This is a genomic window from Pseudomonas sp. FSL W5-0299 (assembly GCF_005930655.1).
GTDB lineage: Bacteria > Pseudomonadota > Gammaproteobacteria > Pseudomonadales > Pseudomonadaceae > Aquipseudomonas > Aquipseudomonas mandelii.
The window spans coordinates 17,566-36,505 of sequence record NZ_RXHX01000027.1 but is presented as its reverse complement, the minus strand read 5'-3'; the positions used below and the strand labels follow the sequence as shown (position 1 = coordinate 36,505).

Annotated in this window: 17 protein-coding genes, 1 tRNA gene and 1 pseudogene; 16 read left to right on the top strand and 3 right to left on the bottom strand. The window is 59.2% G+C overall.

The features are described 5' to 3' along the window. Window positions 1-5: 5 nt before the first annotated feature. From FHL16_RS25200 to FHL16_RS25135, 13 genes and pseudogenes are all read left to right on the top strand, one after another. Entirely contained in the window at window positions 6-821 is an 816-nt protein-coding gene (locus FHL16_RS25200; RefSeq protein ID WP_077749608.1) for an ABC transporter permease, read from the top strand. Further along, complete coding sequence (locus FHL16_RS25195; RefSeq protein WP_010462305.1) at window positions 818-1,606, top strand: ABC transporter ATP-binding protein; 789 nt, start codon at window positions 818-820, stop codon at window positions 1,604-1,606. The genes FHL16_RS25200 and FHL16_RS25195 overlap by 4 nt, the downstream gene beginning before the upstream one ends. Before the next feature lie 12 nt (window positions 1,607-1,618). Further along, entirely contained in the window at window positions 1,619-2,344 is a 726-nt protein-coding gene (locus FHL16_RS25190) for an urea amidolyase associated protein UAAP1 (protein ID WP_077749607.1), read from the top strand. An 11-nt stretch (window positions 2,345-2,355) separates the two neighbouring features. Then, window positions 2,356-2,997 (top strand): urea amidolyase associated protein UAAP2, encoded by a 642-nt coding sequence (locus FHL16_RS25185; protein WP_077749606.1) that lies wholly within the window; start codon window positions 2,356-2,358, stop codon window positions 2,995-2,997. A 283-nt stretch (window positions 2,998-3,280) separates the two neighbouring features. Further along, window positions 3,281-6,922 carry an urea carboxylase gene (gene uca, locus FHL16_RS25175; protein ID WP_077749605.1) on the top strand — a complete coding sequence of 1,214 codons (3,642 nt, stop codon included), beginning with the start codon at window positions 3,281-3,283 and terminating at the stop codon, window positions 6,920-6,922. A gap of 26 nt (window positions 6,923-6,948) precedes the next feature. Beyond that, complete coding sequence (gene atzF / locus FHL16_RS25170; RefSeq protein ID WP_077749604.1) at window positions 6,949-8,715, top strand: allophanate hydrolase; 1,767 nt, start codon at window positions 6,949-6,951, stop codon at window positions 8,713-8,715. A gap of 210 nt (window positions 8,716-8,925) precedes the next feature. Then, window positions 8,926-10,413: a sensor domain-containing diguanylate cyclase gene (locus tag FHL16_RS25165; protein ID WP_077749603.1), complete on the top strand. Its 1,488-nt coding sequence runs from the start codon at window positions 8,926-8,928 to the stop codon at window positions 10,411-10,413. 6 nt (window positions 10,414-10,419) lie between these two features. After that, on the top strand, window positions 10,420-10,614 hold the full coding sequence (locus tag FHL16_RS25160) for a cysteine-rich CWC family protein (RefSeq protein WP_010462319.1): 195 nt from the start codon (window positions 10,420-10,422) through the stop codon (window positions 10,612-10,614). A 57-nt stretch (window positions 10,615-10,671) separates the two neighbouring features. Beyond that, on the top strand, window positions 10,672-11,364 hold the full coding sequence (locus FHL16_RS25155) for a pseudouridine synthase (RefSeq protein ID WP_010462322.1): 693 nt from the start codon (window positions 10,672-10,674) through the stop codon (window positions 11,362-11,364). Window positions 11,365-11,677: 313 nt separating this feature from the next. Next, a complete protein-coding gene (locus tag FHL16_RS25150) occupies window positions 11,678-12,562 on the top strand; it encodes an alpha/beta fold hydrolase (protein WP_077749602.1) in 885 nt (294 codons plus the stop codon). A gap of 181 nt (window positions 12,563-12,743) precedes the next feature. Continuing rightward, a tRNA-Gly gene (locus FHL16_RS25145) sits at window positions 12,744-12,817 on the top strand. 226 nt (window positions 12,818-13,043) lie between these two features. Continuing rightward, window positions 13,044-13,244, top strand: a pseudogene (locus FHL16_RS25140) (type II toxin-antitoxin system HigB family toxin); the annotation flags it as partial. Continuing rightward, the gene (locus tag FHL16_RS25135; protein ID WP_077749600.1) at window positions 13,244-13,603 is read left to right on the top strand and encodes a helix-turn-helix domain-containing protein; all 360 of its coding nucleotides are present in this window, start codon (window positions 13,244-13,246) and stop codon (window positions 13,601-13,603) included. The pseudogene FHL16_RS25140 and the gene FHL16_RS25135, both read left to right, overlap by 1 nt. A 144-nt stretch (window positions 13,604-13,747) precedes the next feature. Here the strand turns inward: FHL16_RS25135 and FHL16_RS25130 are convergent, their stop codons facing one another. Then, window positions 13,748-13,969: a DUF6500 family protein gene (locus FHL16_RS25130; protein WP_229801735.1), complete on the bottom strand. Its 222-nt coding sequence runs from the start codon at window positions 13,967-13,969 to the stop codon at window positions 13,748-13,750. A 409-nt stretch (window positions 13,970-14,378) separates the two neighbouring features. On the opposite strand from FHL16_RS25130, the gene FHL16_RS25125 reads away from it, so the two are divergent. Both FHL16_RS25125 and FHL16_RS25120 read left to right on the top strand, forming a co-directional pair. After that, window positions 14,379-14,642: a hypothetical protein gene (locus tag FHL16_RS25125; protein WP_010462435.1), complete on the top strand. Its 264-nt coding sequence runs from the start codon at window positions 14,379-14,381 to the stop codon at window positions 14,640-14,642. A 433-nt stretch (window positions 14,643-15,075) separates the two neighbouring features. After that, window positions 15,076-15,804 carry a class I SAM-dependent methyltransferase gene (locus FHL16_RS25120; protein ID WP_077749599.1) on the top strand — a complete coding sequence of 243 codons (729 nt, stop codon included), beginning with the start codon at window positions 15,076-15,078 and terminating at the stop codon, window positions 15,802-15,804. A gap of 261 nt (window positions 15,805-16,065) precedes the next feature. Here the strand turns inward: FHL16_RS25120 and tam are convergent, their stop codons facing one another. Both tam and FHL16_RS25110 read right to left on the bottom strand, forming a co-directional pair. Beyond that, window positions 16,066-16,836 carry a trans-aconitate 2-methyltransferase gene (gene tam / locus FHL16_RS25115; RefSeq protein ID WP_077749598.1) on the bottom strand — a complete coding sequence of 257 codons (771 nt, stop codon included), beginning with the start codon at window positions 16,834-16,836 and terminating at the stop codon, window positions 16,066-16,068. A 344-nt stretch (window positions 16,837-17,180) separates the two neighbouring features. Further along, entirely contained in the window at window positions 17,181-18,266 is a 1,086-nt protein-coding gene (locus FHL16_RS25110; protein ID WP_077749597.1) for a type I restriction endonuclease, read from the bottom strand. 224 nt (window positions 18,267-18,490) lie between these two features. Here FHL16_RS25110 and FHL16_RS25105 point away from each other — a divergent pair, with 224 nt between their 5' ends. Then, window positions 18,491-18,901, top strand: coding sequence for a low affinity iron permease family protein (locus tag FHL16_RS25105; RefSeq protein ID WP_010462444.1), 411 nt, complete (start codon window positions 18,491-18,493; stop codon window positions 18,899-18,901). Window positions 18,902-18,940: the final 39 nt, after the last annotated feature.

Below are 18,940 nucleotides of genomic sequence, written 5' to 3'. Positions count from 1 at the left end.
TGGCCATGCGCCTGATCAATCGCCACCCGGATCGCCCGAGTCGTCTGCTATTGGTGATCCTGCCGTTCGCCCTGGTGCTGTTCGCCTACTTCATGGGCTCGGCCGAGCGGCTGACGGATAACCCCAATGACAAGCTATTGCCGAGCGCCGTGCAGATGACCGACGCGGTGAAACGCCTGGCGTTCACTGCCGACACCCGCACCGGTGAATACCTGTTGTGGCAAGACACCGCGTCCAGCCTGCGCCGCCTGGCCATCGGCCTCGGCATCAGTGCGCTGGCCGGGCTGTGCCTGGGCATCGCCGCCGGAACGTTGCCACTGTTCGGCGCGCCGTTGTCGCCGTTGCTGACGGTGTTGTCGATGGTGCCGCCACTGGCAATCCTGCCGATTCTGTTCATCGTCTTCGGGCTGGGGGAATTGTCGAAAGTGATGCTGATCGTGATCGGCATCACCCCATGCCTGGCCCGTGATCTGGAACAGCGCGCCCGGGAGATTCCGGTCGAGTTGCTGATCAAGGCCCAGACCCTCGGCGCGTCGACCTGGACATTGATGCTGCGCGTGGTGCTGCCACAACTGTTGCCACGGCTGCTGATCTCGCTGCGTTTGATGCTCGGCTCGGCGTGGCTGTTTCTGATCGCCGCTGAAGCCATCGCCTCCACCGACGGCCTCGGCTATCGGATTTTTCTGGTGCGCCGCTACCTGGCGATGGACGTGATTCTGCCTTACGTGGTGTGGATCACCCTGCTCGCCTGGTTGATGGATTGGGGCCTCAAACGCCTGACCCAACGCGCGTTCCCTTGGTATGAAGGAGCCCGCGCATGAGCTTCATCACGGTAAAAAACGTCTGGCAGCAATACGCCGACCAAGTCGTGCTCGAAGGCCTGAACCTGAACGTCAACGAAGGTGAATTCTGCACCTTGGTCGGCGCGTCGGGTTGCGGCAAGTCGACCTTCCTGCGCCTGTTGCTCGGCCAGGAACGCGCCAGTCGCGGCGAGATTCTGCTGGACGGTCAGGCGCTGGCCGGCGAACCGGACTCCAGCCGTGGCGTGGTGTTCCAGCGTTACTCGGTGTTCCCGCATCTGACCGTGCTCGATAACGTCGCCCTCGGCCTCGAACTGCCGCGCTCGCCCTTGCTCGGGCGCTTGTTCGGCAGTGCAAAAAAAGACGCCCGCGAACAGGCCTCGGCGCTGCTGCACAAGGTCGGCCTCGGCCATTCGCTGGACAAGTACCCGGCGCAGCTGTCCGGCGGCATGCAACAACGGCTGGCCATCGCCCAGGCGCTGATCATGAAACCCCGCGTGTTGCTGCTCGACGAACCGTTTGGCGCGCTCGATCCGGGCATCCGCAAAGACATGCACGCCTTGCTGCTGGAGCTGTGGCGCGAGACGCAACTGACGGTGTTCATGGTCACCCATGACCTGTCCGAAGGTTTCAGCCTCGGCACTCGTTTGCTGGTGTTCGACAAGGTCCGCGTCGACCCGCACGCCCCCGGTGCCTATGGCGCGCGCATCACTTACGACATCCCTTTGAACAGCGACCGCCGCGTCAACCGCGCCGCCGTCGATGCCTTGCCGGCTGCGCTGGCGGGCACGCTTCGTATCGCTTAGAGGAATTTTGAAATGACTGATTCGACCCAACTGTTCCCGCCCTTCGCCGAAGAAATGCTCCCTGGCGGCGGCCATCGTTCGTTCGTGTTGAAACGCGGCCAGCTGCTGCGCCTGACCGACCTGCGGGGCGGCGCCAACGTCAGCCTGACGCTGCTCAATGCCAATGAAAAAACCGAACGCCTGAACCTGCCCGACAGCCTCAAATGCCAACACACCGCCAAGCTCACCCGCGGCCATTGCCTCTACTCGGACATGGGCCGCGTGCTCGCCGCTATCACCGCCGACACCTGTGGCTGGAGTGACAGCCTCGGCGGCGTGCTCTGCGCTGAAGAAGTCGCGGAAAAATACGGCGCCGGCCGTTATCAGGAACTGCGCAACGGATTCTTCCGCAACGGCACCGACAACCTGTTGGTGGAACTGGGCAAGTGGGGATTGGGCCTGTCGGATCTGTTGATGACCCTCAACCTGTTCAGCCGCGTCAACGTCGATGAAGCCGGGCGTTTCCACTTTGTCGAAGGCAACTCGAAGGCCGGCGATTACATCGAGTTGTACGCGCCGATGGACACCCTGGTGGTGCTCACCGCGTTGCAGCATCCGATGGACCCGTCGCCGGACTACGCCCCCAAACCCCTGAAGCTCAGCTGGATGAACGCCGACGCCAGCGTCGCCGAACACTGCCGCACCTCGCGCCCGGAAAACGAGCGCGGCTTCATCAACACCGACCGTTTGTTCGCCTGAGGATCGCTGCCATGTCACTTGCAATCGCTACCGCTCAACAGTCGCCTGAAACCGCGGTCTACCGCGCCACCATCCCGGCCGGCGAACCGTGGCTGATGGAGGTCAAGGCCGGCCAGACCCTGCGCATCCTCGACCTGGAAGGTAATCAGGCCGTCGACACCTTGTTCTACAGCGTGGCCAATCCGAAGGAACGTTATGACGTGCAGCGCACGTTGCGCCGGCAGAACAGCGTCTACCTGAGCACCGGCAGCGTGCTTTATTCCAACCTCGGCAAACCGATGCTGACCATCGTCGCCGACACCTGCGGGCGTCACGACACCCTCGGCGGCGCCTGCGCGCAAGAGAGCAACACCGTGCGTTACGCCTTGGAGAAACGCTACATGCACAGTTGCCGCGACAACTACCTGCGCGCCTGCGTGCATGACGGGCGACTGGGCAAAGGTGACATCGGACCGAACATCAACTTCTTCATGAACGTGCCGGTCACCGCCGACGGCGGGCTGACCTTTGAAGACGGCATCTCGGCACCGGGCAAATACGTCGACCTGCGCGCCGAAATGGACGTGATCGTGCTGATCTCCAACTGCCCGCAACTGAACAATCCGTGCAACGCCTACAACCCGACCCCTGCGGAGCTTTTGGTATGGAACTGAAATTCGCGCGGTTGCGGCGGTGGTTGTTCGCCCTGTGCCAGGCCCGTTCCGGGCAGTGCCTCAAAAAGTAAGAACACCTCAATCCAAATGTGGGAGCGAGCCTGCTCGCGATGGCGTCAGCACATTCAACATCGATGTTGACTGACACACCGCTATCGCGAGCAGGCTCGCTCCCACAGGGGTTCAGTGGTGTTTTCAAGGTTAGTGATTCTGCCGTCGGGGACGACCCCGGCGCTCATCGAAAAACTGCGGGACGGCCCGCATCCCCTCCGGGGTCTATGCCATGTTCGAAAAAGTCCTGATTGCCAACCGTGGCGCCATTGCCTGCCGCATCCTGCGCACCCTGCGAGACGTGCAGGTCAAGGGCGTTGCCGTTTACTCCGAAGCGGATGCCGCGAGCCTGCACATCCTGCAGGCCGATGAAGCCCACAGCCTCGGGGAAGGCGCCGCCGCCGGCACCTATCTGGCCGTCGACAAAATCCTCGCCATCGCCAAAGCCTCGGGCGCCACGGCGATTCACCCCGGCTACGGTTTTCTCTCGGAAAACGCTGCGTTTGCTGAAGCGTGCGAAGCCGCCGACATCGCTTTCATCGGCCCGACGCCGGAGCAACTGCGCGTGTTCGGCCTCAAACACACCGCGCGAGCCCTGGCCAAGCAACACGGCGTGCCGATGCTCGAAGGCACCGAACTGCTCGACAGCCTCGACGCGGCGCTGATTGCCGGCGACCAGGTCGGCTACCCGGTGATGCTCAAAAGCACGGCGGGCGGTGGCGGCATCGGCATGCGCGTGTGCCGCAGCGCGGCCGAGTTGAGTGAATCCTTCGAAGCGGTCAAACGCCTCGGCCAGAACAATTTCAGCGACGCCGGCGTGTTCATCGAGAAGTACATCCAGCGCGCCCGCCACCTGGAAGTCCAGGTGTTCGGCGACGGTCGCGGCGACGTGATTGCCCTCGGCGTGCGCGACTGCTCGGTGCAGCGCCGCAATCAAAAAGTCCTCGAAGAGACTCCCGCGCCGAACTTGCCCGATGGCATGGCTGAAGAACTCTGCGCGGCGGCGATCAAACTGGCGAAAGCGGTGAATTACCGCAGCGCCGGCACCGTGGAATTTGTCTTCGACAGCCAAGATCAGCGTTTCTACTTCTTGGAAGTGAACACCCGCTTGCAGGTGGAGCACGGCGTCACTGAACAAGTGTGGGGCGTGGACCTGGTGCGCTGGATGGTGGAACTGGCAGCCGGTGATTTGCCGCCATTGAGCGACTTGAGTCAGGGCTTGAAAGCCGACGGTCATGCGATTCAGGCGCGGCTGTATGCTGAAGATCCGGGTCGTGATTTCCAGCCGAGCCCAGGTTTGCTGACCGCCGTGAACTTCCCTGCTGCCGACGGCAAACACCTGCGCATCGACACCTGGATCGAAGCCGGTTGCGAGATCCCGCCGTACTTCGACCCGATGATCGCCAAGGTCATCTGCTGGGCGCCGACCCGTGAAGAGGCCGCTGCGGATCTGCATCAGGCGCTGGGTGACAGCCTGCTGTACGGCGTGGAAACCAACCGCGATTACCTGCGGCAAATTCTGCTCGATGCGCCGTTCGCCAGCGGCCAGCCGTGGACCCGTTGCCTGGAAGGCCTGGTGTATCAGGCCAACACCTTTGAAGTGCTCAGCGCCGGGACTCAGACCAGCGTTCAGGACTATCCCGGCCGTCTCGGTTATTGGGCGGTAGGCGTACCGCCGTCGGGGCCGATGGACAGTCGCGCGTTGCGTCTGGGCAATCTTCTGCTGGGTAATGACGAAGGCGCCGCGGCGCTGGAAATCACCATGAGCGGGCCGTTGCTGCGCTTCAACTGCGAGGCCGTGGTGGCGGTGACCGGGGCCGTCATCCCGCTGACGTTGAACGGTGAAACCGTCGCGATGAACACGGCGCTGCTGATTCCAGCGGGCGCTACGCTGAGCCTCGGCACGATTGCCGGGGCCGGCGCTCGCAGCTATCTGAGCCTGCGCGGTGGCCTGCAAGTGCCGGATTATCTGGGCAGCAAAAGCACCTTCACCCTCGGACAGTTTGGTGGACATGGTGGTCGTGCGTTGCGGGCGGGCGATGTGTTGCATGTGCCTGCCTTGATCGACAGCCGCGTCGGTCAACAACTGGACCACGTCACCGAGTTACCTGCCGTGCGGCAGATCCGGGTGATCTATGGCCCTCACGGTGCACCGGAATATTTCACTGAGCACTACATCGGCACCTTCTTCGCGACCCAGTGGGAAGTGCACTTCAACTCCAGTCGCACCGGCGTGCGATTGATCGGGCCGAAGCCTGAATGGGTTCGGCCCGATGGGGGTGAAGCGGGGCTGCATCCATCGAACATCCATGACAATCCGTATGCCATTGGTGCGGTGGATTTCACCGGGGACATGCCGGTGATTTTGGGGCCGGATGGTCCGAGCCTGGGCGGGTTTGTCTGCCCGGTGACGGTGATTGAGGCGGACCTTTGGCAGCTTGGGCAACTGAAGGCCGGGGACAAAGTCCAGTTCCTCCCGGTCGATCTAAAAACCGCCCGCAACCTCGCCCTGAAATGGAATACCCCCTGCAGGAGTGAGCCTGCTCGCGATGGCGGCGGTACAGCCAACGTTGATGTGACTGACACACCGCTATCGCGAGCAGGCTCACTCCTACAAGGGATTGTGTCGCCTGTGGTGTTGGCTTTGGGTCAGGGCGATACGCGACTTGTGGCGAGGTTGTCGGGGGATACGCACCTGCTCCTTGAGATCGGCGCACCTGAACTTGACCTGGTCCTGCGCTTCCGCGCCCACGCCCTCATGCAAGCCCTGGAAAGCAAACCCCTGCATGGTGTCATCGACCTCACACCGGGCATTCGCTCGCTGCAAATCCACTACCAACCCGAACAACTGCCGCTGGCCGACCTGCTCGGCATTGTCGCCGGTGAATGGGATGCCGTGTGCGCCGCCCGGGACCTGCAAGTGCCGTCGCGCATCGTGCATCTGCCGCTGTCCTGGGACGACCCGGCCTGTCAGTTGGCGATCGAAAAATACATGACCACCGTGCGCAAAGACGCACCGTGGTGCCCGAGCAATCTGGAGTTCATCCGTCGCATCAACGACCTGCCGAACCTCGACGAAGTGCAGCGCACGGTGTTCGACGCCAGCTATCTGGTGATGGGCCTGGGCGACGTTTACCTCGGCGCACCGGTCGCCACCCCACTCGACCCGCGCCATCGCCTGGTCACCACTAAGTACAACCCCGCGCGCACCTGGACGGCGGAAAACTCGGTGGGCATCGGTGGCGCCTACATGTGCGTGTACGGCATGGAAGGCCCCGGCGGTTATCAGTTTGTCGGTCGCACGTTGCAGATGTGGAACCGTTATCGCGAAGTCGCCGCGTTCGACGGCAAACCGTGGCTGCTACGCTTTTTCGATCAGATCCGCTTCTACCCGGTGAGCGCCGAGGAACTGCTGCGCATCCGTCGGGACTTCCCGCTCGGGCGCTTCGATTTGAACATCGAACACAGTCAGTTGAACCTCGCGGATTACCAGGCCTTCCTGACGAAAGAGGCCGATACCATCGCGGCGTTTCGCGATCAGCAAAAAGGCGCGTTCAACGCCGAACGCGAGCGCTGGATCGCCAGCGGCCAGGCGCATTTCGACAGCGAGGAACCGGCCCCCGAAGCTACCGAAGACGCACCACTCGCCAGCAATGAAATGAGCGTCGACAGCCACATCGCCGGCAACCTCTGGCAGGTTCAGGTCCAGACCGGAAGCCGGGTCGCCGCCGGTGATGTGCTGGTGATTCTGGAGTCGATGAAGATGGAAATTCCGCTGCTCGCACCCATGGCCGGGGTGGTGCGCGAGGTCCGCGTGCAACCGGGTTCGGCGGTGCGCGCCGGACAGCGCGTCGTGGTGCTGGAACTCGACTGAACCCATTTTGAAAAAGGAATGACGCCATGAATATCAATCTGCAACTCGACGCCCTGCGTAGCGCTTATCGCGTCGGCAACATCACGCCCCGTCAATTGCTGCTGGGTCTGCGTGACAAAGCCGCAGCGCTGAACCCGGATTATCACCTGTTCATCCACTTGCTCAGTGTCGAGGAACTGGAACCGTACCTCGCCGCGCTCGACGGTGGCGACCTCGACAGCCTGCCGCTGTACGGCGTGCCCTTCGCGATCAAGGACAACATCGACCTGGCGGGCATTCCCACCACCGCCGCGTGCCCGGCGTTTGCCTATGTGCCGCAGCGTTCGGCGACCATCGTCGAGCAGTTGCTGGCGCTGGGCGCGATTCCGCTGGGCAAGACCAACCTTGATCAGTTCGCAACCGGGTTGAACGGTAGTCGCTCGCCTTATGGCGCGTGCCCGAACAGCGTGCTGCCGGAGTATCCGTCGGGCGGTTCCAGCGCCGGCTCGTCGCTGGCGGTGGCGCTGGGCGTGGCGAGTTTTTCGTTGGGTACGGACACGGCAGGATCGGGACGTGTGCCGGCGGCGTTGAACAATCTGGTGGGATTGAAAGCCACCAAAGGGCTTATCTCCACGGCGGGTGTGGTGCCGGCCTGTCGCACGCTCGATTGCGTGACGACGTTCACCGCAACGGCTCGGGAGGCCAGCCAGTTGTTGGCGCTGACCGCGCACCTCGATCCGCGAGATGAATACAGCCGCAGCAACCCGCTGTGGAATGACGGGTCGGCATTCGGTACGCCGCGTCCGTTCCGTTTCGGCGTCCCGCGTGCGCAGGACCTGGAATTCTTCGGCTGCCCTGAAGGCCCGTTGTTGTTCGGTGATGCCATTGATCGGCTCAAGGCGCTGGGCGGTACAGCTGTGGAACTGGATCTGTCGCCTTTCCTCGAAGCGGCGCGTTTGCTCTATGAAGGCCCGTGGGTGGCCGAGCGTTACAGCGTAGCCGGCGAGTTGATGGAGCAGAATCCCGAAGCCGTTTTGCCGGTGATTCGCGCGGTGCTGGCCAAGGCGCCGGCGGTGACGGGCGTGCAGGCGTTCCGGGCCCAATATCGGCTGCAAGCCTTGAAGGCGTTGTGCGACAAGGCGCTGGAAAATCTTGATTGTGTCGTCACGCCCACCATCGGCCGCCCCGTCACATCGGCGGAACTGGACGCCGAACCGGTCCTGCGCAATTCGGAACTGGGTTACTACACCAACTTCATGAACCTGCTCGATTACGCGGCCGTCGCCGTGCCCAGCGGCTTCATGGGCAATGGTTTGCCCTGGGGTGTGACCGTGTTTGGCCGGGCGTTTACCGATCAGTATTTGTTGGGGGTGGCGGATGCTTTGCAGCGCCGCTCGGCTGAGCCTGCACCGACGACTGTCGCCCGCCATGATCGCGCACGACTGGTGGTCTGTGGCGCGCATCTGGATGGGTTGGCGTTGAATTGGCAACTGAAGCGACGCGGGGCTCGGTTGGTTGAGACGACTTACAGTTCGCCGGATTATCAGCTGTATGCGTTGGCCGGCGGTCCGCCGTTTCGTCCGGGGATGGTGCGGGTGAAGGATGGCGGCGTGGCGATTGCGGTGGAGGTTTGGGAATTGCCGAGCAGTGAACTGGGCTCTTTTCTGACGGCGATTCCGGCGCCGCTGGGGTTGGGCAAGGTGCAACTGGCGGACGGGCGTTGGGAGAGCGGGTTTATCTGTGAAGCGTATGGGTTGGAGGGGGCCGCCAATATCAGCCATTTAGGCGGATGGCGTGCTTACCTCGCCAAATGATCGTTCCCACGCTCTGTGTGGGAATGCCGCCCGGGACGCTCCGCGTCCCATCGCAAGCGTCACAGGATGCATTCCCACGCGGAGCGTGGGAATGATCAAGCTCCCGCAGGAGGCGTGTGTGGACAATCATTCGCGCTGCACATAGAGCAGTTATTTTCCCCGCAGTGCCATTAGAATGCCTGCCATTGGGTCACTGCCGACGGAATCGCCATGCCGCTTCACTCGCCGCTGTATTCGCAACGTTCGTTGGTCCTGACGCTCATCGCGTTGTTGGGCGCAGGCTTTCTCGCGACCTCTTTGCTCAGTTACTACGCCTCGCGAGCGTCCATCCGTGACAGCATCGTCAACACCGAGCTGCCGCTGACCTCGGACACGGTCTACTCGGAAATCCAGAAAGACCTTGTCAGACCGATCCTGATTTCCTCGATGATGTCCCGCGACACCTTCATGCGTGACTGGGTGGTCAACGGCGAGCAAGACGCCGAGAAAATGACTCGCTACCTCAACGAGGTCATGACCCACTACGGCGCCTACACGGCATTTTTTGTCTCCAACACCAGCCTCACCTACTACCACGCCAAAGGCGTGCTCAAACAGGTCAAGTCCACGGAACCTCGCGATGCCTGGTATTTCCGTGTCCGCGACATGGCCGATCCCTACGAGATCAATGTCGACCCGGACCTCGCCAACAAAGACAACCTGACCTTCTTCATCAACTACAAGGTTTATGACTACAACAACCGTTTCATCGGCGCTGCCGGCGTTGGCCTGACGGTCGATGCGGTGATCAAGCTGATCGACAAATACCAGCAGCGTTACCAGCGCAGCGTGTACTTCGTCGACAACTTCGGCCGCCTGGTGCTGACGGGCGCCGAGGGTGGCCCGCAAGGCGCGCACATCGGCCAGAAGCTCGGCGACCTCGATTACATGAAGGACCTGGTCAGTCAGCTGCCAAAACCCCACAGCGGCAGCTATGAATATTCCGTCCAGGGCCAGGGCCATTTCCTCAACGTGCGGTTCATTCCCGAGCTGAACTGGTACCTGTTTGTCGACAAGCGCGAGGACGGCGCCCTCAGTGAAATCCGCCAGTCGCTGTACCTCAATCTGCTGATTTGTCTGCTTGTCACGCTGATCGTGCTGTTGCTGCTCAACCGTGTGATCAAGCGCTACCAAGGCAAGATCCAGGCACAAGCGACGCTCGACAGCCTGACCGAACTGCCGAATCGTCGTGGCTTCGACCTGCTGGCGGCGCAGGCCATGCTCGAAGCCCGGCGCGAGCCCAAGCCGCTGACCGCGATGTTGCTGGACCTGGATCATTTCAAGGCTTTGAACGACACCTACGGCCACCTGGCCGGCGATCAGGTGCTGATCGGTTTCGCGCGGGATCTGGAGAGTTGCCTGCGACACTCCGACATCGTCTGCCGCTGGGGTGGCGAAGAGTTCATCGTGCTGCTCAAGGACACCGACGGTGAGACCGGTCTGATGATCGCCGAGAAAATTCGTCAACATGTCGAACAACAGCGTTATGCCTACGACGGCAAGGAACTGCAGTTGACCGTCAGCATCGGCCTCACCACCTTGCAAGTCGATGAAACCTTGCACACCCTGCTCTCCCGGGCCGATCATGCGATGTACCGGGCCAAACAGGCCGGCCGTAACCGAACCTGCGTGGAATTGCCTCACTCCAGCTATGAATAGTCCTGCATGAACAAGCCAGACCAATGCCCCGCCTGCGGCGCCGCCAACGCCTGCACCCTGGCCGACCCGCGCACCGTCGATCAGGCGTGCTGGTGCTTTGGCGTCAGTATCGACCCCGCTGTGCTTGAAGCGCTGCCAGCCGAACTGCGCGACAAATCCTGCCTGTGCCCGCGCTGCGCCGAGGTCGAGGCGCAGTTGTAAGCAGCCGCCCGGCCGATCACGTAAGATACGCGGCCCCTTTCCAACCGATCCCCAGCCATGCGCGTTGACCGTTTCCTCAGCAACCTGCCGCGCTTCAACCGTAAGCAGGTACGCCTGTTGCTGGTGGAAAAGCGCGTTCAGGTTGACGGAAAAATCGTCAGCGACCCGCATGCCGAAGTGCTCGAGTTCAGCCGTGTCGAGGTCGACGGGGAAGTCCTGCAAGTCGGCAAGCCCGCACGCTACTTCATGCTGCACAAACCGCCCGGCTGCGTCAGCGCCACCCGCGACCCGGAGCATCCGACCGTACTCGACCTGATCCATGAGCCGGACAGCGATGACCTGCACATCGCCGGTCGCCTGGATTTCAACACCACCGGCCTGATGCTGATCACCAACGACGGCAGCTGGTCGCGGCGCCTGACTCAGCCGCAGACCAAACTGCCGAAGGTCTATTACGTCGAGACCGAGCAGGAGATTGGCCCGCAATACGCATTGAAATTTGCCGAGGGTCTGTACTTCGCGTTCGAAGACCTCACCACGCAACCGGCCGAGCTGATCGTACTCGGGCCGAAAGCGGCGCGACTGAGCATCGTCGAGGGCCGGTACCATCAGGTGAAGCGGATGTTCGGCCACTTCGACAACAAAGTGCTGCGCCTGCACCGCGAAAGCATGGGCCCGCTGGTGCTCGATAATGCGCTGAAACCGGGCGAGTACCGAGCATTGCGCACCGAAGAGATCCATTTGATCTAAGCAGCCTACCGCTCAGCAGAAGTTGTCGAACAATTTACGAATGACACTTGCGCGATGACGTGACCCCTGCTTGAATCAGGACGTCGGCCGAAATGTGACCGACGAGTCACAACATACTTCTAAGAAACTTTTTGCCGGTTAGAGAACCCTCAGGTTCCGCCTCAGACCGGCAGACTGCCCGCCAATAACAATACCCGTCGACCGGACTGCACTGGATCGACATGGGCCTCCAAATTCAAGGCGTATGCCTACCTGTCACAAAGCTCGTGCAATCTCATTTGCGCGCATACCCGCTTGCTTGGAGTCTTATGACATGAGGCCAGAAATCGCTGTGCTGGATATACAGGGTCAGTATCGGGTTTACACGGAGTTCTATCGCGCAGACGCCGCAGAGAAGACCATAATTCTGGTCAACGGCTCGATGGCCACGACTGCGTCGTTTGCACAAACCGTGAAAAACCTTCACCCGCAGTTCAATGTGGTCTGCTACGACCAGCCCTACGCGGGCAAGTCAAAAGCCCACAACCTGCATGAGAAATTGCTGACCAAGGAAGTCGAAGGGCAGATCCTCCTGGAGCTGATCGACCACTTCGCCGCCGAACACGTGCTGTCGTTTTCCTGGGGTGGCGCCGCGACCCTGGTCGCCCTGGCCCAACAGCCACGGCGCATCGAAAAAGCCGTGATCAGCTCGTTCTCCCCGGAGATAAACGCGCACATGCTCGATTACCTCGAGCGCGGCATTGATTACCTCGGCAGTCGGGATGGAGATCGGGTCGGCAACCTGGTGAACAGCACTATCGGCAAACACCTGCCGACGTTGTTCAAGCGTTTCAACTATCGCCACGTCAGCTCGCTCGCCGAGCATGAATACGGGCAGATGCACTTCCACATCAGCGACCTGCTACATAGCGACCGCCAGTGCTTTCTCAAAGCGGCAGAGAAAATCAACGTGCCAGTGCTGTTCATGAACGGCGAATGGGACGAATACACCGCCGCCGATGGCGCCCGGTTGTTCGCCAACCACGTGCAAGACGCCACCTTCAGCACCCTGCAGGCCACCGGCCACTTTCTCGACATGGAACACAAAGCCGCCTGCCGAGACAGCCGCGATGCACTGATGGGCTTCCTGAAACCGGCACAACACACCAGCCGACCGCGTTACCACTACGTCCAGGACCAACATGCATTGGCCATCTGAAACAGCGTCATCGCGAGCAAGCTTCGCCCTACAGTGTTGAACGCATTCCTGTAGGCGCGAGGCTTGCCCGCGAACGACCGTCACGCGGTCTGATGTCTTGTGTCACCTGCGCCAAAGCTATCCTGCGCAAAGAAAAACTTCATTTCCACGCGCACATCTGGTACAAAGTCAGCCGCTCTGAGCGGGTGTCGTATAATGGCATTACTCCAGCTTCCCAAGCTGATAACGAGGGTTCGATTCCCTTCACCCGCTCCAATCGAATTTTTGTCTCACGTTGTTTTTTGACGGGGGATGCAGGTAAAGAAAAAACCGGCCTTGATGGCCGGTTTTTTTGTGGGTGGGGTTTTGTGTTTCAGGGCGGAAATTAGCGTTTTCGCGCAAAAGTGATGTTTTGTTAGCGTTTTTCTTGCCTCATTAACAGATTTCATCATTGCAAGTCGGTTTCAAACCCCTTGCGAAGCATTGCGGCATGGCACGGTGAAAAGCCATTTATCGCACGCCGCAAGAGGTCAAGGCGGAGCTGAGAACGGCGAACATCCTCAAGGGTGGCAGGGTTGTATTCAACATCGACGGCAACAAATATCGAGTGATTCTGGCAATCGACTATCTGCGACAGCTTGGTTTCATACGATTCGTCGGCACCCACGCCCAATATGATCAGATCAACGCGGAGACCGTGTAATGGACATTAAACCGATTCGCAGCCAGGAAGATCTGACCGCTGCATTTACTCGTATAGAGCAACTGTGGGGGGCAGACATTGGTTCGCCTGAAGGTGATGAGCTGGAAATTCTGGCGCTGCTCATCGAAAAGTACGAAGACGAGCATTACCCAATGCCGCCCTCCGATCCGATTGAGGCCATTAAATTTCGTATGGAACAGCAAGGGCTGACCCCTCGCGACCTGGAACCCTTCATTGGGACGAGCGGGCGCGTATCCGAAGTGCTGAACCGCAAGCGCAAACTGAGCTTGTCGATGATCAAACGTCTACACGACGGGTTGCGGATACCTTACGAAAGTTTGCTTGCGGGTGTTGCCTGACGTGCAGCCCTGACAAAAAACCGGTCCTTGATAGCCGGTTTTTTTCTGGGTGGGATTCAGGTGATTTTTCCTGCTGAGGATGTGGCAGAAATCTGCGTACAGGCGTAAATCATTGCCAGGACGGGACAGACTGCGCCAGTGCTCCTAGTCTTTCCGCTCTACCATCTGCTTTATTTTTGCGGCCTTTTCAAAATGGTCGAGTTTGTGCTCAGCGATCCACCATTGGGCGGCTTCCATTAAAAGCACGGGATCATCATTTTTGTTTGCAAAGAAAGCGTAGAACGAGAGTCCGACAGTCGGCCCCTTCTGCTCCATTTTCTTGTTGCAGACCTCGATCATCTTTTGCCTCAAGCTTTCTCGCATCATTTCTCTCAATCTATTAATGGTCTCGGTCGCGGCCAAATTCAGTACCGATTGCCCATCTTTCGGGGCTTCGAGCGAAGCCGACTTTCAAAAAGGCAAGGTCCTACACTACGGTGGGAATTGTCCGTAGACTTGCGCATTGCAGTGTTTTTACCATGAAGTCTATAGTCGACCCGCGCCAAAACTGGCGTATCGGGTTTGGCGACTCGATGCCATGGTACAGAAGCCTCCGAGTATTTCTCGGAGTGCTTTTGAACGCACTCGGCTGCCTCTTTTTTTTGGTGGCTGTGCGTGGGAGACCTTCGGGTCTGCCGGTTTTACCATGGTCCGGTTCGCCAACCCGCGTACAGCTACCACCCTATTGTTTGGCGACGATTGAGTGGTAGATCTTCCTCTAACATGGTAATCACTCATGAACGAATACATGGCTTTAACCAGCAACGCCGACGACCTTCCCTCGCTCTACGTCAACACCACCCAACCGCTGCATTCACTGCTCAGCACCGCCAGTTACAGAATTCGGGCCGTGACGCAGCTGCTTGAAAACCTCGCGATGCGAGGCGACATCACGTCTGACGCGGTGATCCTCAGCGACTTTGCGTTGCTGTGCTGCGTGCCCTTGCGCGACGGTTGCGATGTGCTGGACGTGATCGCTCGACGTATGGATGCGGAATAGTTCTGACGTTAGAGCGGGCGCCTTTCGAGGCGCCCTTTGCGTGTCATGACCGGCTGTCATTGGTCACCAAGAGATCGCACGAGCGCTCTATCACTGTGGCGAGGGAGCTTGCTCCCGCCGGGTCGCGAAGCGGCCCCCAAAAAGGGACTGCTGCGCAGTCCGACGGGAGCAAGCTCCCTCGCCACAGGTTCGGTGTCACGCTTAACTGCCTGGCATTATCCTGGATGGCCAGTTTGCGGTTGGATCGAGCTTACAAATCCCCAACGTTCAACCCGTTTCCCCTCATCGCCCAACCCGCTAGCATCTCCCCTATCTTCAACCACCCTCTCCCCTGCGCGGCCATCGACGAACACGCGCCATCACTCTCCGAGGGAACCCAATCGGCCGCACATCAAGTGCCGCCCGTGAACGATCTCAACAGAGCCTTCCAAACATGACTCAAAACATCTACGACGACCCGGAGTTTTTCCAGGGCTACAGCCAGATGGCGCGCTCCGTCAGCGGTCTCGACGCAGCGCCCGAATGGCCTGCGCTCAAAGCAATGCTGCCGCCCATGAAAGGCCTGAAGGCCGTAGACCTCGGCTGCGGTTACGGCTGGTTCTGCCGCTGGGCCAGTGAACACGGCGCCGACAGCGTGCTCGGTCTGGACGTCTCGGAAAAAATGCTGGAGCAGGCGCGCAAAACCACGTCAGCGGACAACATCCAATACGCCCGCGCCGATCTGGAACAACTCGACCTGCCCGCAGCCAGTTTCGACCTCGCCTACAGCTCCCTGGCGTTGCACTACATCAAGGATCTTCCGGGTCTGTTTGCCAAAATCCATGAGGCCCTGAAACCCGGTTCACGTTTCGTATTTTCCATCGAACACCCAATCTTCATGGCACCGCGCAATCCGGGCTGGCTGATTGATAGCGAAGGGAACAAGCGCTGGCCGCTGGACAGTTATCAACGGGAAGGCGAGCGGGTGACCAACTGGTTGGCCGAAGGCGTGATCAAACAGCACCGCACGATAGGCACGTTGCTGAATACGCTGATTGGCGCAGGTTTCAGCATCCGACAGGTCAACGAATGGGGCCCGAGCGATGCCGAGGTGGCGGCGCAACCAGCCCTGGCCGAAGAGCGGGAGCGGCCGATGATGATGCTGGTCAGCGTTCAGCGCTGAGGGCCACGCCGGGTCATCGTAATTTTTGCATATGAATTTCCGATACCCGGTAAAGACAACGTATCGCTGCGTCGAACCTGTCCACAGATACCTTATTGTGCCGGCTCACCTTTCACCTAGAGATCAACATGGACAATTCAGAGTTGGGGATCATGATCATTTCGATGATCGGGTTGTTCGGCTTTGCTTCGTTTATTTTTGAATACTTGAGTGCCAGGCAAAGGGACCGATAACGTTCGGCGTTATCCGTCCCTTTTTGCCCTAGCGCGTCGCGACGATAAACAACCGCGGGAACGGCAGCAGCACCGAACCATCGCTCAGCGCCGGATAAGCCTGCTCGATGGCGGCGTGATACTGCTTGAGGTATTGCGCCTTCTCCGCGTCATTCAGCGGTTCGAGAAACGGCCGCAAACCGCTGCCCTTGAACCACTCGACCACCCCCGACGCGCCGCCCGCAAGCGGGTGATGGTACGTGGTGCGCCACACATCGACTCGCGCACAATGCGGTCGCAGCATCGAGTAGTACTCGCTGGCACTCGCCATGTCCGTGCGTTGCCCGGCGGCGTCTACCAACTTGCTGGCACACGGTCCATCGGCAGCGACTTCGCGCATCAGGCGATGGGACGGCTCGTTGAGATTGTCGGGCATTTGAATGGCCAGGCTGCCGCCATCGGTCAGTCGGGCGGCCAGAGAAGGCAGTAACGTCGCGTGGTCGGGCACCCACTGCAACACCGCGTTGGCGAAAATCACATCGAACGGCCCCGGCTCGTTCCAGGTATCAATGTCAGCCGTGTCGAATTGCAGCTGGGGCAAGCGCTTGCGGGCGGCGTCGATCATATCGGTCGAACTGTCCAGGCCACGCACCGTGGCATTGGCGAAGCGCTCCACCAGCAACTCGGTCGAATTGCCGGGACCGCAACCGATGTCGATGGCCGATCGCGCGTCCACGGGCGGGACCGCCGCCAGCAAATCACGGGCCGGGCGGGTGCGTTCATCTTCAAAAGCGACGTATTGTCTGGCGGACCAACTCATTGCGTTCTCCTGTCGATACGTTGTTGTGGCCAGCGGCGCACAACCGGTTCGCTACGATACCTCGACTGGCGCGCCCTGCCCTATCCGACCTATGGCGAAACGTGCCCCACTGATGTTGTAACAGCTCAAATCGGTCTATTACCTGAACTTGCCTCACTTGAAGTCGACGCAGCCAAAAGGTGATGAGAGAGCGACACTAGAACCCGTCTGTCCCGAGCTGCAAGAAAGTTGATAACCATCCTGGTCTTGGCAAGCCGTCGGCAATGTGAAATTGACGAACTATTGGATCCGCGCAAGAAAACCGGCCTAGAGGGCCGGCTTCTTTTACCAGTCAGCAAACAGGGCTAGTCGTAATACCCAACAGTCTTCTTCAAGTGATCTGAGTATTCGTAGATATCGTCTATCGAGTTTATGGCGTGCCGGGTCTCATTCTTTTCTTCGTCAAAAATACCGATGTATTTTTGCGAGCGATTGAAGTGCAAGCGGCAGATCGGTTTGCGGTTGTTGTCATCGAGCAGAATGCCGAAGTAACTCTGCGTGTCTCGCTGAACAATCCTCTTTGCATCGACAACAGACCGAACCACCGCTCGAACAATGTGATAGCCCTCCAGCTCTTCCAGTGTCGTCAGCACCTTGTCCTCTAACTCGTCCCGCACATCCGACTGCTCAACACCGCCGGAAGAAACTGGTAACGAGGCCAAGGCCGGTTGAATGGCTCCGCTCATCGCCGACTTGAGCCTGTCGTTGATTTGGTCGTTGAGAAACTGCACTACCGCCTTTCTCGTTAACTCCTGGAACTGCTCACGGACCTTCTGTGTAATCACCCCATCGTATACACGCGAAGCGAACACTTTCACGAAGTCGTCATCAGGTTTGCTGACCTGCGAAGCGATGACCTTCTTGATCTGGCTGACGTACTTCAATTCACCGGCGGCGCTGATGATCGAATCGACATCGAAGGCAGACTTCGTGAGCTTGACCAATTCAGGGACGGAATACTCGTCGATGTCCAACAGGTCGAGTTCAAGAAACGGCTTCTCATCCATTTTGTTGGGCGCGTCCAAGTCGGTGAAAAACCTGTAGACCTGACCGTTGGTAAGGATGGAGATTCGAGCACTGGTGACATGGAAGTAACGAAACAATTGGGAGGCGTGATTAATGTGCAATGGCTCGCCTATTTTTTTGCACTCTATAAGAATCTGTACCTCTCCGCCTTTCATGATTGCGTAATCAATTTTTTCTCCCTTTTTTGTTCCGATGTCGCAAACAAATTCAGGAGTCACTTCAGTCGGATCGAAAACATCGTAGCCCAGCACCGTGCTGATAAAGGGCATGACAAACGCATTCTTGGTTGCTTCTTCTGTCTTTATTGCAGCGCCTTGCAAACGAACTTTGGCGGCTAGACTTGTGAGCTTTTCGAAGAATTCCATGAGTGACCTCTTAGCTGGTGTCGATCCGTGGTTTGCATGCTGGCAAATTGACTGCCCTAGATACTAGACACAAACCGGCACAAAGAAAGATTCAGGCCAATAAAGGGAAAAGAAGAGCCGTAGCAAAAAACCGGTTTTTCATTGAACAGAGGTCCATTAAGTAGAATTTTCAACCCGCCGTCGCTGTCTGAAAAATCAGGCGCATCCCTATAAGGAACACGGCAATGAAATTCGCAAAAATCTCGCAGAAACTCGCCCTGTGGGCCGGCAGTCCGAAGACGTTTATGGGGGCGTTGATACTGATTGGTCTGTGGGGGTTGAGCGGGCCGATATTTGATTACAACGACACCTGGCAACTGATCATCAACACCTCAACCACGATCATCACGTTCCTGATGGTGTTCCTGATCCAGAACACGCAGAACCGCGACACCGACATCCTGCACTTGAAAATCGATGAGTTGCTGCGGGTGAACAAAGAGGCGCAGAACGCGATGCTGGGGCTGGAATTGCTGGACCTCAAGCAACTGGAAGCGCTACGCAGACACTATCGCGCCATGGGCGAAAAAGACGTGCATGACCTGGCGGGGCTGGCCACTACGAGCAAGCGCAAACAGGACTTGAATGAGTGCTGAGCACGAACAAAACGGCGCGTGATGTGAATCACGCGCCGT

What these genes read in the sequence shown, in the direction of transcription:
- FHL16_RS25165 (WP_077749603.1), top strand. Translation starts at nt 8,926, where the DNA reads ATGCCGCTTCACTCGCCGCTGTATTCGCAACGTTCGTTGGTCCTGACG.
- atzF (WP_077749604.1), top strand. Translation starts at nt 6,949, where the DNA reads ATGAATATCAATCTGCAACTCGACGCCCTGCGTAGCGCTTATCGCGTC.
- uca (WP_077749605.1), top strand. Translation starts at nt 3,281, where the DNA reads ATGTTCGAAAAAGTCCTGATTGCCAACCGTGGCGCCATTGCCTGCCGC.
- FHL16_RS25160 (WP_010462319.1), top strand. Translation starts at nt 10,420, where the DNA reads ATGAACAAGCCAGACCAATGCCCCGCCTGCGGCGCCGCCAACGCCTGC.
- FHL16_RS25110 (WP_077749597.1), bottom strand. Translation starts at nt 18,266, where the DNA reads ATGGAATTCTTCGAAAAGCTCACAAGTCTAGCCGCCAAAGTTCGTTTG.
- FHL16_RS25105 (WP_010462444.1), top strand. Translation starts at nt 18,491, where the DNA reads ATGAAATTCGCAAAAATCTCGCAGAAACTCGCCCTGTGGGCCGGCAGT.
- FHL16_RS25155 (WP_010462322.1), top strand. Translation starts at nt 10,672, where the DNA reads ATGCGCGTTGACCGTTTCCTCAGCAACCTGCCGCGCTTCAACCGTAAG.
- FHL16_RS25195 (WP_010462305.1), top strand. Translation starts at nt 818, where the DNA reads ATGAGCTTCATCACGGTAAAAAACGTCTGGCAGCAATACGCCGACCAA.
- tam (WP_077749598.1), bottom strand. Translation starts at nt 16,836, where the DNA reads ATGAGTTGGTCCGCCAGACAATACGTCGCTTTTGAAGATGAACGCACC.
- FHL16_RS25190 (WP_077749607.1), top strand. Translation starts at nt 1,619, where the DNA reads ATGACTGATTCGACCCAACTGTTCCCGCCCTTCGCCGAAGAAATGCTC.
- FHL16_RS25120 (WP_077749599.1), top strand. Translation starts at nt 15,076, where the DNA reads ATGACTCAAAACATCTACGACGACCCGGAGTTTTTCCAGGGCTACAGC.
- FHL16_RS25150 (WP_077749602.1), top strand. Translation starts at nt 11,678, where the DNA reads ATGAGGCCAGAAATCGCTGTGCTGGATATACAGGGTCAGTATCGGGTT.
- FHL16_RS25130 (WP_229801735.1), bottom strand. Translation starts at nt 13,969, where the DNA reads ATGATGCGAGAAAGCTTGAGGCAAAAGATGATCGAGGTCTGCAACAAG.
- FHL16_RS25185 (WP_077749606.1), top strand. Translation starts at nt 2,356, where the DNA reads ATGTCACTTGCAATCGCTACCGCTCAACAGTCGCCTGAAACCGCGGTC.
- FHL16_RS25125 (WP_010462435.1), top strand. Translation starts at nt 14,379, where the DNA reads ATGAACGAATACATGGCTTTAACCAGCAACGCCGACGACCTTCCCTCG.
- FHL16_RS25135 (WP_077749600.1), top strand. Translation starts at nt 13,244, where the DNA reads ATGGACATTAAACCGATTCGCAGCCAGGAAGATCTGACCGCTGCATTT.
- FHL16_RS25200 (WP_077749608.1), top strand. Translation starts at nt 6, where the DNA reads ATGCGCCTGATCAATCGCCACCCGGATCGCCCGAGTCGTCTGCTATTG.